Origin of the sequence: Ruicaihuangia caeni, assembly GCF_040536845.1 — a bacterium.
GTDB lineage: Bacteria > Actinomycetota > Actinomycetes > Actinomycetales > Microbacteriaceae > Ruicaihuangia > Ruicaihuangia caeni.
Map to the genome: position 1 here is coordinate 1,651,536 of NZ_CP159582.1, position 13,985 is coordinate 1,665,520.

Here is a 13,985-nt window from a genome sequence, read left to right on the forward strand (position 1 = left end):
TCATGTCTGCGCGCGAGGATTCGTTGGAGCAGAGGAGTCGTGAGGCTGCTCTCACAGACGAAGTAGTTGCGAGCTTTAGCACGGCGCGTGACCCTCGGTATCGCGAGGTCATGTCGAGCCTGGTTCGGCATCTGCATGCATTTGTCAGGGATGTGCGGCTTACCCAAGACGAGTGGGACATCGCGATTTCGTTCCTCACTCGCACCGGCCACATGAGCGACGATCTGCGGCAGGAGTTCATCTTGCTCTCAGACGTACTCGGAGCGTCGATGATGACAGTCGCCGTGAACTCGCCGGCTCGATCAGGGGCGACTGAATCTACCGTCTTCGGACCGTTCTTTGTTGAGAATGCGCCCCTCATCGAAAACGGCGATGACATCGGTGCAGGACTGAGCGGACGTCCTTGTCACGTGAGCGGCACGGTTCGCTCGGTCACAGGCGAACCGCTTCCTGGCGCACGTGTCGAGATCTGGGCCGCCGATGACGAAGGGTTCTATGACGTGCAGCGCGACGGTGCGAAGCTCGCCGGCAGGGCGCACCTCTTCGCAGATGAGAACGGAGACTTCGACTACTGGACTGTTCAGCCAGCCGCGTATCCGATTCCCCATGACGGCCCTGTGGGGACGTTGCTCGACGCTGCGGGGCGTTCACCCATGCGCCCGGCCCATATCCATTTCATGGTCTCCCAAGAGGGGTACGAAACGCTGATCACACACATCTTCGTCGAGGGTGACCAGTGGCTTCAGAACGATGCGGTCTTCGGAGTCAAGGAGTCGCTCATCCTTCCCTTCTCGGAGCACCCGCCGGGCACGGGACCTGGCGGCCGGCGCATCTCCGAGACATGGAGCTCTGTTCGCTTTGACATCGTGCTCGCAACGTCGACTGATGACTGACCGTGCCACTAGATACGAGGAACCAACTACGGCCATGACCGCTCAGAACCCAACGCTCGCCGATCACGCATGCTTGATCGTCCAGGGCCCCGACCAACCGGGTATTGTCGCCGCTGTGACCGGCCTGATCGCAAGGAACAACGGCAACATCGTGACGTTGGACCAGTACTCAGACGATCCCGAAGGAGGGCACTTCTTCCAGCGTCTGGTCTTTCACCGCCCACATCTCGCTGCCGCCATGTCCGAGATCGAGGCGGATCTGAAGGCCACTCTCGAGCCTCTCGGAATGGGATGGAGATTGACGGATCAGTCGGTTCCGAAGCGAATGGCGATCCTCGCGTCCACCAGCGATCACTGTCTGCTGGATCTGCTCTGGCGCCATCGGCGCGGGGAGTTGGCCGTGACCATCCCTATGGTGATCAGCAACCACACTCGTATTGCCGACGACGTCCGCACCTTCGGCATCCCGTTCTTCCACGTGCCGTCTCAGGGGCCTGACAAGTCACAAGCGGAGGCGCGGATCCTTGAACTGCTCGGGGACAACGTCGATTTCGTGGTACTCGCGCGGTATATGCAGATCTTGAGCGAGGACTTTCTTGACCGTGTCGCTGTGCCGGTGATTAACATCCACCATTCCTTCCTTCCCGCATTTGTGGGTGCCGGCCCATATAAGAAGGCGAAGGAACGTGGAGTGAAACTGATCGGCGCGACTAGCCACTACGTCACCAAGGATCTCGACGAGGGACCAATTATCGAACAAGACGTGACGAGAGTCGATCATTCGATGACCGCCGCCGACCTTCAAGCTCATGGCGCCTCGGTCGAGCGGGCCGTACTCTCCCGCGCAGTTCAGTGGCATGCCGAAGACCGGGTGATTCGGCACGGCAATCATGCAATCGTCTTCTAGCTCTTTCCGTCCCATTCAATTGACGGGGATCGGAGAGTCTGGAGCAATGGAATCGACGGTAAGGGCGATGAAGTGACCGCGACCCGACTCGACGGCGTGACGACTGCCGCGTCGATCAAGCAAGAACTCGTGACCCGAGTGGCGACCATGAGAGAACTTGGCGTGACTCCCGGAATCGCTACCGTTCTCGTCGGCGCGGATCCCGCGTCGCGCTTGTACGTGGGTATGAAGCACAAGCAGTCGACCGCTATCGGCCTGAAGTCGATTCAACGGGAGCTGCGAGCCGACGCACGACAGGGGGAAGTTGAGCAGGTCATTGACGAACTGAACGCTGACCCGGAATGCCACGGTTTCATCGTGCAGTTGCCATTGCCTCCTCAGCTCGACGCCAACGCGATCCTGGAGCGCATCGATCCGGCGAAGGATGCAGACGGCCTGCACCCGGTCAACCTGGGCAAGCTGGTTCTCAGCGTGAGCGACCCGGTTCGATCGCCGCTGCCGTGCACGCCACGAGGGGTAATAGAGTTGCTGCGTCGCAACGACTACGACCTGTCAGGCAAGCACGTGGCGGTAATCGGGCGCGGAGTCACGATCGGTCGATCGATCGGCCTCTTACTCGCGCGGCGAGACGTCAACTCCACGGTCACGGTGACCCACACCGGAACAGTTGATCTGCGGAAGCACTTGCTCGGAGCCGATGTCGTGGTTGCAGCTGCCGGAGTCAAGCATCTGGTGACCGCAGCCGATGTGAAACCGGGCGCTGCTGTGGTTGACGTCGGGGTGACTCGTGAGTTCGATCGGCGCACGGGCAAGTACGAGGTGTATGGCGATGTCGCGCCGGATGTCGCGCAGGTCGCAGGCTACCTCTCGCCGAATCCAGGCGGAGTTGGCCCCATGACCGTTGCGCTCCTCATGGCGAATGTTGTCGAGGCCGCCGAGCGCGCAATGGCACATTCGGTCTGACCTGAGTCATCTTCGCAGCTATCGGTCACCGCTAGAATTCACCTGTTGTTGGCACTGACACTCCGATGGAGGAGCTATGGCCGCCCTCGAGATCCCACGCTCGCTGTCGACGCTCATTGGCCGCCGTGAGTTGATTCGCGACCTCGCGCGCTCGCTCGCTCGGGATCGCCTCGTCACATTAGTTGGCGCAGCGGGCGTGGGGAAGACCCGGGTAGCAGCTGAGCTCGCCGCAAGTCTCGTCAAGTCGTATGGAGCCGTCTTCTGGTGCACCACAAGAGACGACGTCGAACTGGCGGTTGAGAAGCTCGTCGATGTCGCCGGCGATGCGCTGGTGGTCGTGGACGCACCCGACGAAGCCGGCGTTGATGAAGTGCTGACTCGTCTATTCGGAATCTTGTCGTCGACAGAGTCGCTGCGTGTACTGATGGTCCGTCACAAGCGAATCGGAGTCGCGGGTGAGCACGTGCACGAAGTGGGTCCTTTGGCAAACCGTCGGTCGAGTGGTCGGGGCCTTGATGACGCTGGCCAGTTGTTTATCGAGCGGGCTAGAGCACAGTGCGCGACGTTCGACGCGGAGCAGGGGAGAGACGCCGTCTGGCGAATCTGTGACCTCTTGAATGGCATACCGGCTGCGATCGAGAGCGCTGCCTCGGCGTGTCGGGCCATGAGTCTCGACCAGATTGCACAGATCCTCGAGCATCCGAGGTCGGACGATGCGTTGAGAGCGGTGCTCGGCGAGTACTTTGACCAGCTTGTTCACGGATTGATGGCAACCGCGCAGAGCCGGCGCCGGGTGTGGGCGAGTGTGACGAGTTTCAGCGGCAACTTCACCGCGGCCTGCCTGGAAGCCTTCGACGCCGGCGGGCGCGACGAGATGCTCGCAGAGTTCCTGGAAATGGCTGATGACCATAGCTTGCTGCGCGCCACCTCCGCTGGTGCAGGGACTAAGGCGTTCACCGTGCCGACCATTCACAAGCACATTGTCACGGGCTCCATCATCGATGGTTCCGACCGTGCCGTCGCCGGTGAATCCATGGAGCAACACGTCCGAGAGTTGCTTTACGCATTGGCTGAAGGCTGGTTCGGTCCGGAGCACGAGCGCCTTCTCGCACACGTCCACCTGCATCGGGACGACGTCGAGCACGTGCTGGTGAACATGTCGAAGCGCGCGGATGAGGCATCCGAGTTGATCGCCTTGCTGACGTCGTTGAGATACTTCTGGCGCGTCGCAAACCTTGAGCGATTCGCGGTCGCCCTGCTCGGCCCAGCGCTTGAGCTCGTACCCCGATCGAGTTCTTCGTACGTCCGCGGGCTCGCGTTCGCGTCTTACCTCCACCTGATGAATGGTGACGTCGCACTCGCTAGCGAAGCGGCAGAAGCCGCAGCCCAGTTGTCGGAAGATCTGCGCGACACGACGGCCTTCAGACACGCCTCTATCACCCGCGTGATGCTGAGACTCCGGAACCCGAGCGAAGTGATGGAAGCAGAGTCTCTCTTGCGGTCATCTGTCAAGGCGAGCGCTCACCTTCCGAAAGAGCTCGGTGAGCAATACCATTTCCTCGCTTCGGCGCTCCTGATCAAGGGTGAAACTCGAGCCGCCGAGGAAGTCTGTCGAATAAGCCTGCGCGCGTCACTGGCGATGAATGACTCGTGGGGAGCCGCGAATACCTCCCTCGTCCTGGCGGTTTCCCTTTGCAAGATGGGGGAGACTCGCGCGGCGTACGACCTCGCCAGAGAATCGTATTCAGTGCTCCAGCGGTTCGGAGACGCAGCGGGGGTGAGGAGTTCGCTTCGTCTACTGGCGTCGCTCGCCCACGTCAATGGTGACTGGGACCGCAGCGCCGTGCTCGCCGGTGCTGCGTCCCGGCTGTCATCGGAGCTCGCTCCTCTCGCTTTCTTCTACGCTGAAGGGCTCGAGCAGTCGCTCGAAAGCAAGTTGGGAAGGCTGCTCTTCCACGCGCGTCTCCAAGCCGGAGCTGAGCTTTCCGCAGTAGAACTTCTCGCTGTGGTTAACGGGAGCGAACTGCCGCACAATCAGAGCCTTAGCGCTCTTACTGACCGTGAAGCAGAGATCGCAGAACTTGTCGCTGCGGGCTATCAGAACGGCCGCATCGCACAAGAACTGGTGATCTCGCGCCGGACTGTCGAAGGTCACGTGCAGCGGATCCTTACCAAACTGGACTTTAACTCGCGCACCCAGATTGCGGTGTGGTTCGCCGAGCAACAGCAGAACGCTGGAGGGCTCTCTGGCGCGGGGAGCATCGGCATGCTTGGTGAGCAGATGCCCGCTGCGGCCGTGCTCGGCGGCATGCTTGGTCGCACGGAGCCGGCTCCGGTCCGGAACGCGCAAGCCTGATGCCGTGAGAGGCGTCCCTTCTCGTTGCGGCGCTTCAGCTACCGTGCAGCCTGTCGCGCGTGGCGACGTTGAGATCGTCCCTTTGCGCATTCCCACGGATCCTACTCGATCGTGCTTTTCGCATGGCCTCGGTGACCCGGCCGAGTTCTGCCGGTCAGCCAGGTCCAGTGAATGGCTCCGTACGGAATCGCTCTGGTCGCTTCGGTGACCCGCACACGTGAGACTGCGCAGTGTCGTACCTGTCTTCGGCCGGGACCATTGCCTTGCGCGCGCGGGTTGGGGTGTTCTTGTTGCGCGGTCTCCAGTACGGAGAGCGACAGGAGTGTCTACAGCTGGTTCGGTTCCAAGCCGAACCGATTGCCCCAAAGGAGTGGCTGATGCGAAAGAAGAGTGTCTTTCGGTCCGGATCGATCGCTGCGGCGACGGTAGCTGCGTTGTTTCTCAGCGCATGCGCGCAGAGCGGGCCGGCAAATGATCCCCCGGGCGCGGAGGGGGAGCCGGCAGCGGTCGGCGATCCCACGGCACCTGAGCAGTCAGAGGTTCTCGCGTCCATTTACGCGGGAACGATCGCAGCAGCAGTGTCGGAAGCGAAGCCGGTCGCGGCTGATGAATACGGTCTAGAGCTCACCACGGAATGGATCACCGACCCGGTCGCCGCTCGATCGCAGCTTGTAGCGGGCGGAATCACATTCCTTGCGAGCAACGGCGCAGCAGTCTATGACCTGCATCAGGGCGGCGTTGACGTTCGCATCGTTGCAGGGTCGCATTACCAAACTGACGGAACCGTCACGCTCGAGGTGCTTGACGACCTTGATCTTGCCAGTCTCACCGGTAAGAAGGTCGGCTCTGTCACGATCACCGGCATGTACATCAACCGCATGAAGCTCGCCATCGATGAGGCAGGCGGCGACCACACGCAGGTCGAGTTCATCCAGCTGCCATACGGCGAGCTCGCTGCAGCGCTGCAGAACGGCATTGTGGATGCCGCGCTCGTTCAGGGCCTTTCCCAAGCCCAGGCGAAGGACCTCGGGTCAACGACGATCTTCGATATCGGAGGGGGAAAATTCTCGGAGCGCCTTGAAAACGCGTGGCTCGCCACAGCCGACTTCGTGAAGAATAATCCGAACACGGTGGCAGCGTTCCAGTGCGCGCTCGAGCAGGGCGCAAAGACGGCGTCGGATCGCAAGGTCGTCGAAGCCTTCCTCAGCGATGCGCTGGGCTGGAGCGACGAAGTGATCGACTCTTCACCGTCGGTGACGTTCGACACCGGAACCGTTGACCCAGCCGCGTTGGACTTGGACCACGGTGACCGTGTAACGACGGGTGAACTGCCTGAGGGCTCCGAGATCAACTTCGCGGACTTCATCGTTCCCATGCCCAACTCCTGCTGAACGGCTTCGCACAGACCATGACGATTCAGAGTCGTACCGACGCCTCGGGGACCGCCGTGTCCCTGAGGCGTCGGGTGAAGAAAAAGCCCTCCCTGCGCCGCCGGCGCGTGCAGGATGCCGTGTTACCAGTGGTCGGCATTGCTGCGCTCGCCGTCACGCTAGAGGTGGTGAGTACCTCAGGTGTAGTGGACTCCCGATTCCTGCCATCGTTCAGCCAGACCGTAGCCGCTTCGGTCCAGCTGCTCTTTGACCCGGTCTTTCTCGTTGACTTAGGGACGACGGTGGCCACCTTCGTCCTCGGCCTGCTGCTTGCATGCGTAGTGGGTATCGGCGTCGGAGTGCTGGTCGGGCTCTCCGAAACCGCGTACCGTGCAATGCGCCCGGTTGTCGAACTCGTGCGCCCGGTCCCGCCGGTCGCCCTGATCCCGTTGGCGATTCTCGTGCTGGGAGTCGACCTAGAGATGAAGGTCGCAGTCGCGCTGTTCGCGGCGGTGTGGCCGGTGCTTTTCAACACCATGTACGGCGTGCACGGCGTCGATCCGCTCTCCCGCGATATGGCTTTGAGCTTCGGGCGCAGCAATGCCGACATCATTCGAACCGTGGTCATCCCGGCGGCGGGTCCGCAGATCTGGACGGGCGTCCGGATGTCGACGACCATCTCGCTGCTGGTGATCATCACGCTGGAGTTGATCGCCGGGTCGAACTCGGGCATCGGCGCGTTCATCGCCGAGGCACGGTCTGCCAGTGAAACGCACGCAGTTTATGCGGCCTTAGTGGTGTCCGGGTTCCTCGGGCTCGCGATCAACCAGTTGATGATGCTCCTGGAGCGGGTGCTGTTCCGCTGGAGCCTGACGGAGGAGCGTGGATGAGCGCCGTGACATCGACTAGGTCTCGCACCAAGACGGGCGGGATCGTCAGAAACGCGGGCATCAACTACGGGTTGCTCATTGCTCTGCTGGTGGCGTGGCAGATCGTGACCATGGCTGCACCATCCCCGTTCTTCCCTACCCCCTTGACGATCGCCGAACGATTTTGGGCGATGTTCATGGTGGCGCCAACTGGGGAGGTGCTGCTCACGCAGCCGGTGACACAAGATCTCATCCCGACTGTGGTTCGGATGCTCCTCGGCTTTCTAGTTGGATCGTTCGTCGGCGTCCTGATGGGCGTCTGGTCAGGGATGTCACGGGTATTCCGCGGTCTCACCAACTGGATCGTCGAGTTCGTGCGTGCTATCCCAGCGACCGCCACGCTGCCGTTGTTCATCCTGTTAGTGGGGGGCACGGACGGCATGAAAGTGGCCTTCATCGCTTACGGCATCACCTGGTATGTGATGCTCAACACCGCGCAAGGCGTACGCGCAATCGAGCCAACGATGCTCCTCATGGGCAGGGCCTATCGCAAGACCCGGAGTCAGCAAATGCTCACGATCGTGCTCCCCGCGACACTGCCGCACATCTTTACGAGTCTCCGGCTGGCGACCGCGGGCAGCATCATCCTCGCTATCGCGTCAGAGTTCCTCGCCTCGACGAACGGCATTGGATACCAGCTGCAGATTCAGACAGCTCTCTTCAATATGCCCGCTATGTGGAGCTGGATGGTCTTTCTTGCTCTCTTCGGGCTCATGGTCAATGTCCTACTTGAACTTCTGGAAAGGAAACTCCTCGCATGGCACAGAATGTCTCACTAGAAGTGCCCGAGACCGTGCAGCTCGACGCGACCCCGCAGTTGCGCGTTTCTGCCGTCGAGCACACGTACGGCGAAGGCGAGAAGGCGCATCGCGCTATCCGTGACTTGAGCTTTGACATCGGTGCCGGGCAATTCGTTTCGATCGTCGGTCCCTCTGGGGCCGGCAAGACGACGCTGCTGCGCATCCTCTCGGGCCTCCTCCAGCCCACCAAGGGGCAGGTGGAATTCGAAGGGACGCCAATCAGCGGTGTGCCATCGGGCATGGCGATGGTGTTCCAGGACTACAGCCGTTCGCTTCTGCCCTGGCTCACGGCGGAGAAGAACGTCGCGTATGTCTTGCGCGGCAAGGTTAAGGACCGCGACGAAGTACACCGAATCGTTGATGAGAGTTTGACCGCGGTCGGACTCGAAGGCCGCGGCAGCCGGTACCCGTGGCAGATGTCCGGAGGCATGCAGCAGCGCGTCGCAATCGCGCGTGCACTGGCCTACCGGCCCAAGCTCCTGCTGATGGACGAGCCGTTTGCCTCTGTCGATGCCCAGACCCGGTCTGATCTGGAAGACCTCGTACTGCAGTTGCGACAGCGGTACGCGATGACCACCGTATTCGTGACCCACGACATCGATGAGAGCGTGTATCTCTCCGATCGAGTTCTCGTTCTTTCAAGTGCACCCGCCACGCTCGTGGAAGACGTGGCTGTAGACCTCGGCACCGAGCGCGATCAGATCACCACGAAGGAGTGTGAGGAGTTTGTGCATCTTCGCAGCCGTGTCGCTCGCTTGATCAAGAATGTGGAGGCGAAGTGACGAGCCTTGAGGGGCGCGTAGCGCTGGTGACGGGAGCGGCCCGAGGTATCGGGGCCGCGCACGTGAGGGCGCTGCACGATGCCGGTGCCAACGTGATGATCGCCGACATCCTCGAGGAAGAAGGCAATCGCCTCGCGGATGAGCTTGGTCGAGATCGAACAGCCTTCCTCCGGCTGGACGCGGCGTCATGGGAGCAGTGGCAGCAGGCCATTGCCCAAGTGAAGTCGCTGTGGGGTCGCCTCGACATCCTCGTCAACAACGCTGGCATCACCCGGCCCAAGCTCATCAGCGAAATGTCGCCCGACGAGTGGTCCCAGATCATGTCTGTGAATCTGGACGGCACATTCATGGGCATCAAGGCGGCGGCGGGGCTGATGGTCGAGTCTGGTGGCGGGGCCATCGTCAATACGTCGTCGATGATGGCGCACCAGCCGGCCGACGGCATGGGCCCGTACTCAGCCTCGAAGTCAGGTGTCATCGCTCTGACCCGGGTGGCGGCGCTCGAACTTGCACGGCACGGCATTCGAGTGAACTCGCTGCACCCCGGGATGATCGAGACGCCCATGACGGCCGGATCCGATCGCGATGAAGTTCATCCACGGATTCCGATGAGACGATACGGAACGCCGGAGGAAGTCGCTGCGACGATGCTCTTCATCGTGCGTGACGCGACCTACGCGACGGGCTCGGAGTTCCACGTCAACGGAGGCATCCTCGCCGGCCGAGAACGGTCTCTATCTCCCGCGCAATGACAGGCATGTCTACCGGCAAGATTTGCCCGTGATATTCAAATCACCGGAACGGCGCCTCCACGATCGTGGGAGGCGCCGTTCTTCGCCTGGTTGGGTGCCTGGGCTCAGAGCGCCAGCGTCACGGAGATGACACGACGAGACAGTGCCGTTCGCGCAGCGTCGGGAACCTGATCCAAAGTGAACACTGTGGGTTCCAGAATGCTGAGGTCGAACACCCCTCGTTCCGCGACGGTGTGGTAGCGATACATATCCTGGAGAATGTTCACGCCGCCAGCTTGGGCCGCGTGCACCGTGCGGCCGAGGATGGCAAACGCTGTCGCTGGGAACGAGACGTCCCCCTGCTGGTTGATACCCAGCGTGATGACATGCCCCCCGGCCCGACACATCTCCCATGCCTGTCGTAGCGGGAGGATTCCGGTGGGGTCCGGGCCGGTCACCGTATCGGGCGCAACCACGTCGCCGCCGACCGCCTCGATCACTACGTCGGCCCCGCGGTTCAACGCCGTGAGCGGCCCCCAGTCGCGCCCACCGGAACGGCGGTCATCGTTCGGTCCCTTGCACAGTTCTTTGATCGCATTCACGAGCTCATCGGAGGGCATGCCCCTCATCCCTCCGTCGCCGCGAGCGTACGTATTGGGATCCAGAACGACATGGGCGCCCGCCTTCAGTGCGAGCTCCTTGCGATACGCGATCGGCTCGACCGAGATGATCTGGCCGGCCCCGCTTGCCCGCGCGCTCTGGATCGCGCCCAGCCCGACCGGCCCGGCGCCGAGCACGACCACGTTGTCGCCGATCTGCACTCGATGAGGCTTGTCAGCGGCGGCGAACCCTAGTCCCGCTGTGTCGGCCACGAGAATCACGTCGCTGTCGGAAAGGCTCGTGTGGAGCGGCTGCACGTAGTCCTCGTGGAGAATCATCTTTTCGGCCGTTCCACCGAGTCCCGCTTCTGAATACACGGGGGTGCCGTCGCTGAGTTCAGCGATCGGCAGCCTGGCGCCGAGGGCCATCGGCAGCATTTCGCACCACTCCGCTCGTCCTCGAACGCAGTTGTAGCAGGTGCCGCACTGTGGCGTTCCATTGCCGAGTACCCGGTCGCCGACCTTGCAGCGGCGGACTTCACTCCCGATCTCTTCCACTATGCCGACGCCGACATGGCCGGGAATCTCGGCCTCTGCGAAGTCGCGAGGAGCGAGCACCCGCTTGGACGTCGTGTAGCACATCGAGGTGGTGGTGAGTTTGATCACGACTTCATTGGGGCGAATCGGAAGCTGCTTGACCGTTTGGACTCCGGCCTGGTCTCCTTGACGCACGAACGCACGGAACGTCGACGTAGCTGACGGCGGACGTCGCGCGCCGCTCGTCGCTGTAGCCGGCTGTCCATCCTCGGAATTGCGCAGGGGGTGAACCGACAGGTCCGCTGGCGATTCGTGGTTGAGGTGCAAGATGATCTCCTTACGGCAGTTGTGTGATCCGTCGATGCCGGAGACCGCGCCGGCGTTCCCTCGAGTGCGCTCCTCAGCGGTAGCGGTAGCGGTAGCGGGAACGGGAAGTGTGTCAGGCCCCGGCGTATTGCAGGTATCGCAGGTTGTTCTTTCGGTCACGCTAGCGACGTCCGGGTGGGGTCTACAGGGCAGAACCACCTATACGCCTACCCACATCCGGCATGGTGGAACACATCGTCCTGGCTAGCGATCGATGCTGCGCTTACGTGGAATGCTCAGCGCTAGAGCTCCCCCGATCAGCATCGCGAGACCCGACACCACATACGCCAGTTCTAGCCCGGAGCGGTCGGGCTGCACTGTTCCGTTGAACACCAACGTGAACGTCGACAGGATGACGCCGTAGACCGCCGATCCGGTCGCGCTGCCGACGGAGCGAACCAACGAGTTGAGCCCGTTTGCGGCTGCGGTATGTGACGGGGGAACTGCGCTCATGATCAGCGTAGGGATGGCGCCGAAAGTGAACCCGAATCCGATACCGAGGGTCAAGCTCACCAGGCCGAGGAGAATCAGGGAGTCCATCGCCACCGGCGCAGCGAGATATCCGGCGGCGATGACTGTCGACCCCGCGGCGAGGCTCCATTTGGCGCCGAATCGGAGAGAAACTCGCGCACCGATTGGTGAGAATGTCAGCATCATCAGCCCCGCGGGCATCAGACATAAGCCCGCGATGATGACAGATGCGCCGAGCCCGACGCCGCTCTCGGGTGGGAGCTGCACCACGATCGGCGTGATCACCTGAAACCCGAAAACGGAGAACCCCAGAGCTGCGCCGGCGAGATTGGTGAGCAGGACGGTTGGGCGAACCGAGAGCCGGATGTCGACAAGAGGTGATCTGTGTCGCAGCTCCCAGAACAGCCACGCGATAAGAAGGATGATCCCAGTCCCGAGGCAGGTCATTGTGATGGGCGAGATCAGCCCCCACTCGGGGCCACGTGAGATGGCCAGCAGGATGCAGACAACGCTGAGTGATAGGACGAGGGCGCCGAGGTAATCGAATGACCCGTGCGCAGTGATCGCGGTCGCCGGGATGATGAAGTACAGCGCCGCCAGCAGAACGATCATCAAGATGACCGCGGTCCAATAGAGCGCCTGCCAACCGAGGTGCTGGTAGATGACCGCTGACAGCGGAAAGCCCAGCGCACCACCCACTCCGAGTGACGAGCTGACCAACCCGACCGCCCCGGTGAGCCGGTCTCGCGGAAGGATGTCACGCAAAATGCTGATTCCGAGGGGTATGACACCCACAAGCGCGCCTTGCAGGGCACGGCCGACGATCATGATCGAGAGGTTCGGTGAAAGCGCCGCGACAACCGAACCCGCAAGCACTGTCGTCACGATCAGTAGGAGCACCCGACGTTTGCCGTACAGGTCTCCGAGTCTCCCGGCGACCGGCGTGACAATCGCACCACTGACAAGCGTTGCGGTGAGAATCCACGACGATTCCCCCTGGGTGACCGAAAAGATGGTCGGAATGTCGGCGAGGAGAGGGATGACGAGGGATTGAAGGAACGACGCGAACGTCGCACCGATCGCCAACGTGCCGATGACGACACCCTGCGGCGCGCGTGAGAGAGGGGAGTAGCGTCGCGCAGATGGCACGGCTCGCGAGCGCGTTCTGAGGGTCGGCACCTTCAGTCGCGCCCGCATGAGCCGTCGGTTACCAACGCAGTCACGGTAGTCGGAATCGTCATGGCTCTCCCTGGCAATACTGCACGGCGCAACAGGCGCGCATCTTCGCGAGCGGTGCTGAGCGCTCTCAGCCTAGGTTTGGTGTTTCGGGCGGCGTAGCGTAGTCCCACCCCAACGGCTACTTGCGTCTGCGTGCGGTGCGAATGGCGCTCGTGAACGACGACCTCTTTGCCCCCTGCGAGGCAGCGGACTCTGATGGCTGACTACAGCCCATGGGGAGTCCTCCCCATGGGCTGTTTACCGCAACGCCGCTAGCGTGGAGGACGATCGGCCGGGTCAGGGGGCCTGCCGCGAAGCGAAGGAGTCGCATATGGCGAACATGAATGTCACCTACTCGGAGATGAACGACGCCGCTGGTCGCCTCACCACCGGCAAGGAAGAGCTCACCTCGAAGCTCAACGAGCTGCAGGTGCTCATCAACAACCTCGTGAACGCCGGCTTCGTGACCGATGCCGCGTCGGGCGCGTTCCAGAGCTCGTACGAGCAGTTCACCAAGGGCGCGACCGAGACCGTCAGCGGGCTCGACGGCATGTCGCAGTTCCTCATCAAGGCCGCCGAGGCGCTCAAGAACGTCGACGAGGAGCTCGGCCGCGCCATCAGCGGCTGACCGGCCAGTCTCGCGTAGCGGTCCCGGTCAGCGCACCGGGGCCGGCGTGCTGTCACACGAAGGGAGAGCCATGGCCGATCTGCAGGTGCAGACCACCTTGCTGCAGCAGCTTGAAGACGATCTGCTCGCCATCGCGACCGAGTATGAGAGCGCCGACGACTTCAGCGCGGCCGTGGCGAACGCGGTCGGCGACGACGCGCTTGAAGACCGAGTGCGCGAGTTCTCCACGAAGTGGAACGACCGGCGCAAGAACATGACCGAGCAGGTCGAGGCGCTCTATGAGCAGGTGAAGGCGATCCGCGAGAACCTCGACGCGGTCGACCAGGAACTCGTGCGAGCGCTCGAGGAGGCCGCGGCCGACACTGCGGCGAATGCGCCGCACGCCGTGCCGGTGTGAGCAGGCAGGCGACAATGGAATGCGGCGCGAGGGGCGCG

At 62.3% G+C, this 13,985-nt stretch carries 13 protein-coding genes; 11 read left to right on the forward strand and 2 right to left on the reverse strand.

What is annotated here, in order from left to right; translation table 11 throughout:
* Positions 1-2 precede the first annotated feature (2 nt).
* From ABV606_RS07645 to ABV606_RS07685, 9 genes are all read left to right on the forward strand, one after another.
* Positions 3-893, forward strand: a complete 891-nt coding sequence (locus ABV606_RS07645) for a dioxygenase (RefSeq protein WP_353987277.1) — start codon at positions 3-5, stop codon at positions 891-893.
* Positions 894-927: 34 nt separating this feature from the next.
* Complete coding sequence (gene purU / locus ABV606_RS07650) at positions 928-1,800, forward strand: formyltetrahydrofolate deformylase (protein WP_353987278.1); 873 nt, start codon at positions 928-930, stop codon at positions 1,798-1,800.
* Between the two features lie 72 nt (positions 1,801-1,872).
* Positions 1,873-2,763 (forward strand): bifunctional methylenetetrahydrofolate dehydrogenase/methenyltetrahydrofolate cyclohydrolase, encoded by an 891-nt coding sequence (locus ABV606_RS07655; RefSeq protein WP_353987279.1) that lies wholly within the window; start codon positions 1,873-1,875, stop codon positions 2,761-2,763.
* A 76-nt stretch (positions 2,764-2,839) separates the two neighbouring features.
* Positions 2,840-5,119, forward strand: a complete 2,280-nt coding sequence (locus ABV606_RS07660; protein ID WP_353987280.1) for a LuxR C-terminal-related transcriptional regulator — start codon at positions 2,840-2,842, stop codon at positions 5,117-5,119.
* 230 nt (positions 5,120-5,349) lie between these two features.
* Positions 5,350-6,510 carry an ABC transporter substrate-binding protein gene (locus ABV606_RS07665; protein WP_353987281.1) on the forward strand — a complete coding sequence of 387 codons (1,161 nt, stop codon included), beginning with the start codon at positions 5,350-5,352 and terminating at the stop codon, positions 6,508-6,510.
* Between the two features lie 74 nt (positions 6,511-6,584).
* Complete coding sequence (locus tag ABV606_RS07670; protein WP_353987282.1) at positions 6,585-7,379, forward strand: ABC transporter permease; 795 nt, start codon at positions 6,585-6,587, stop codon at positions 7,377-7,379.
* Positions 7,376-8,197 carry an ABC transporter permease gene (locus ABV606_RS07675; protein WP_353987283.1) on the forward strand — a complete coding sequence of 274 codons (822 nt, stop codon included), beginning with the start codon at positions 7,376-7,378 and terminating at the stop codon, positions 8,195-8,197. Before ABV606_RS07670 ends, ABV606_RS07675 begins: the two co-directional genes overlap by 4 nt.
* Complete coding sequence (locus ABV606_RS07680; RefSeq protein ID WP_353987284.1) at positions 8,176-9,000, forward strand: ABC transporter ATP-binding protein; 825 nt, start codon at positions 8,176-8,178, stop codon at positions 8,998-9,000. The genes ABV606_RS07675 and ABV606_RS07680 overlap by 22 nt, the downstream gene beginning before the upstream one ends.
* Positions 8,997-9,752 (forward strand): SDR family NAD(P)-dependent oxidoreductase, encoded by a 756-nt coding sequence (locus tag ABV606_RS07685; protein ID WP_353987285.1) that lies wholly within the window; start codon positions 8,997-8,999, stop codon positions 9,750-9,752. The genes ABV606_RS07680 and ABV606_RS07685 overlap by 4 nt, the downstream gene beginning before the upstream one ends.
* Before the next feature lie 104 nt (positions 9,753-9,856).
* Here the strand turns inward: ABV606_RS07685 and ABV606_RS07690 are convergent, their stop codons facing one another.
* Together ABV606_RS07690 and ABV606_RS07695 are read right to left on the reverse strand one after the other, a co-directional pair.
* Positions 9,857-11,194: an alcohol dehydrogenase catalytic domain-containing protein gene (locus ABV606_RS07690; RefSeq protein ID WP_353987286.1), complete on the reverse strand. Its 1,338-nt coding sequence runs from the start codon at positions 11,192-11,194 to the stop codon at positions 9,857-9,859.
* Positions 11,195-11,437: 243 nt separating this feature from the next.
* Positions 11,438-12,853 carry an MFS transporter gene (locus ABV606_RS07695; RefSeq protein WP_353987287.1) on the reverse strand — a complete coding sequence of 472 codons (1,416 nt, stop codon included), beginning with the start codon at positions 12,851-12,853 and terminating at the stop codon, positions 11,438-11,440.
* A gap of 400 nt (positions 12,854-13,253) precedes the next feature.
* On the opposite strand from ABV606_RS07695, the gene ABV606_RS07700 reads away from it, so the two are divergent.
* The gene (locus ABV606_RS07700) at positions 13,254-13,550 is read left to right on the forward strand and encodes a WXG100 family type VII secretion target (protein WP_353987288.1); all 297 of its coding nucleotides are present in this window, start codon (positions 13,254-13,256) and stop codon (positions 13,548-13,550) included.
* Between the two features lie 70 nt (positions 13,551-13,620).
* Positions 13,621-13,947, forward strand: coding sequence for a hypothetical protein (locus tag ABV606_RS07705; RefSeq protein ID WP_353987289.1), 327 nt, complete (start codon positions 13,621-13,623; stop codon positions 13,945-13,947).
* Positions 13,948-13,985 lie beyond the last annotated feature (38 nt).

Coding starts and splice junctions, on each gene's coding strand:
- ABV606_RS07645 (WP_353987277.1), top strand. CDS start 3: ATGTCTGCGCGCGAGGATTCGTTGGAGCAGAGGAGTCGTGAGGCTGCT.
- ABV606_RS07700 (WP_353987288.1), top strand. CDS start 13,254: ATGGCGAACATGAATGTCACCTACTCGGAGATGAACGACGCCGCTGGT.
- ABV606_RS07675 (WP_353987283.1), top strand. CDS start 7,376: ATGAGCGCCGTGACATCGACTAGGTCTCGCACCAAGACGGGCGGGATC.
- ABV606_RS07680 (WP_353987284.1), top strand. CDS start 8,176: ATGGCACAGAATGTCTCACTAGAAGTGCCCGAGACCGTGCAGCTCGAC.
- ABV606_RS07660 (WP_353987280.1), top strand. CDS start 2,840: ATGGCCGCCCTCGAGATCCCACGCTCGCTGTCGACGCTCATTGGCCGC.
- ABV606_RS07705 (WP_353987289.1), top strand. CDS start 13,621: ATGGCCGATCTGCAGGTGCAGACCACCTTGCTGCAGCAGCTTGAAGAC.
- purU (WP_353987278.1), top strand. CDS start 928: ATGACCGCTCAGAACCCAACGCTCGCCGATCACGCATGCTTGATCGTC.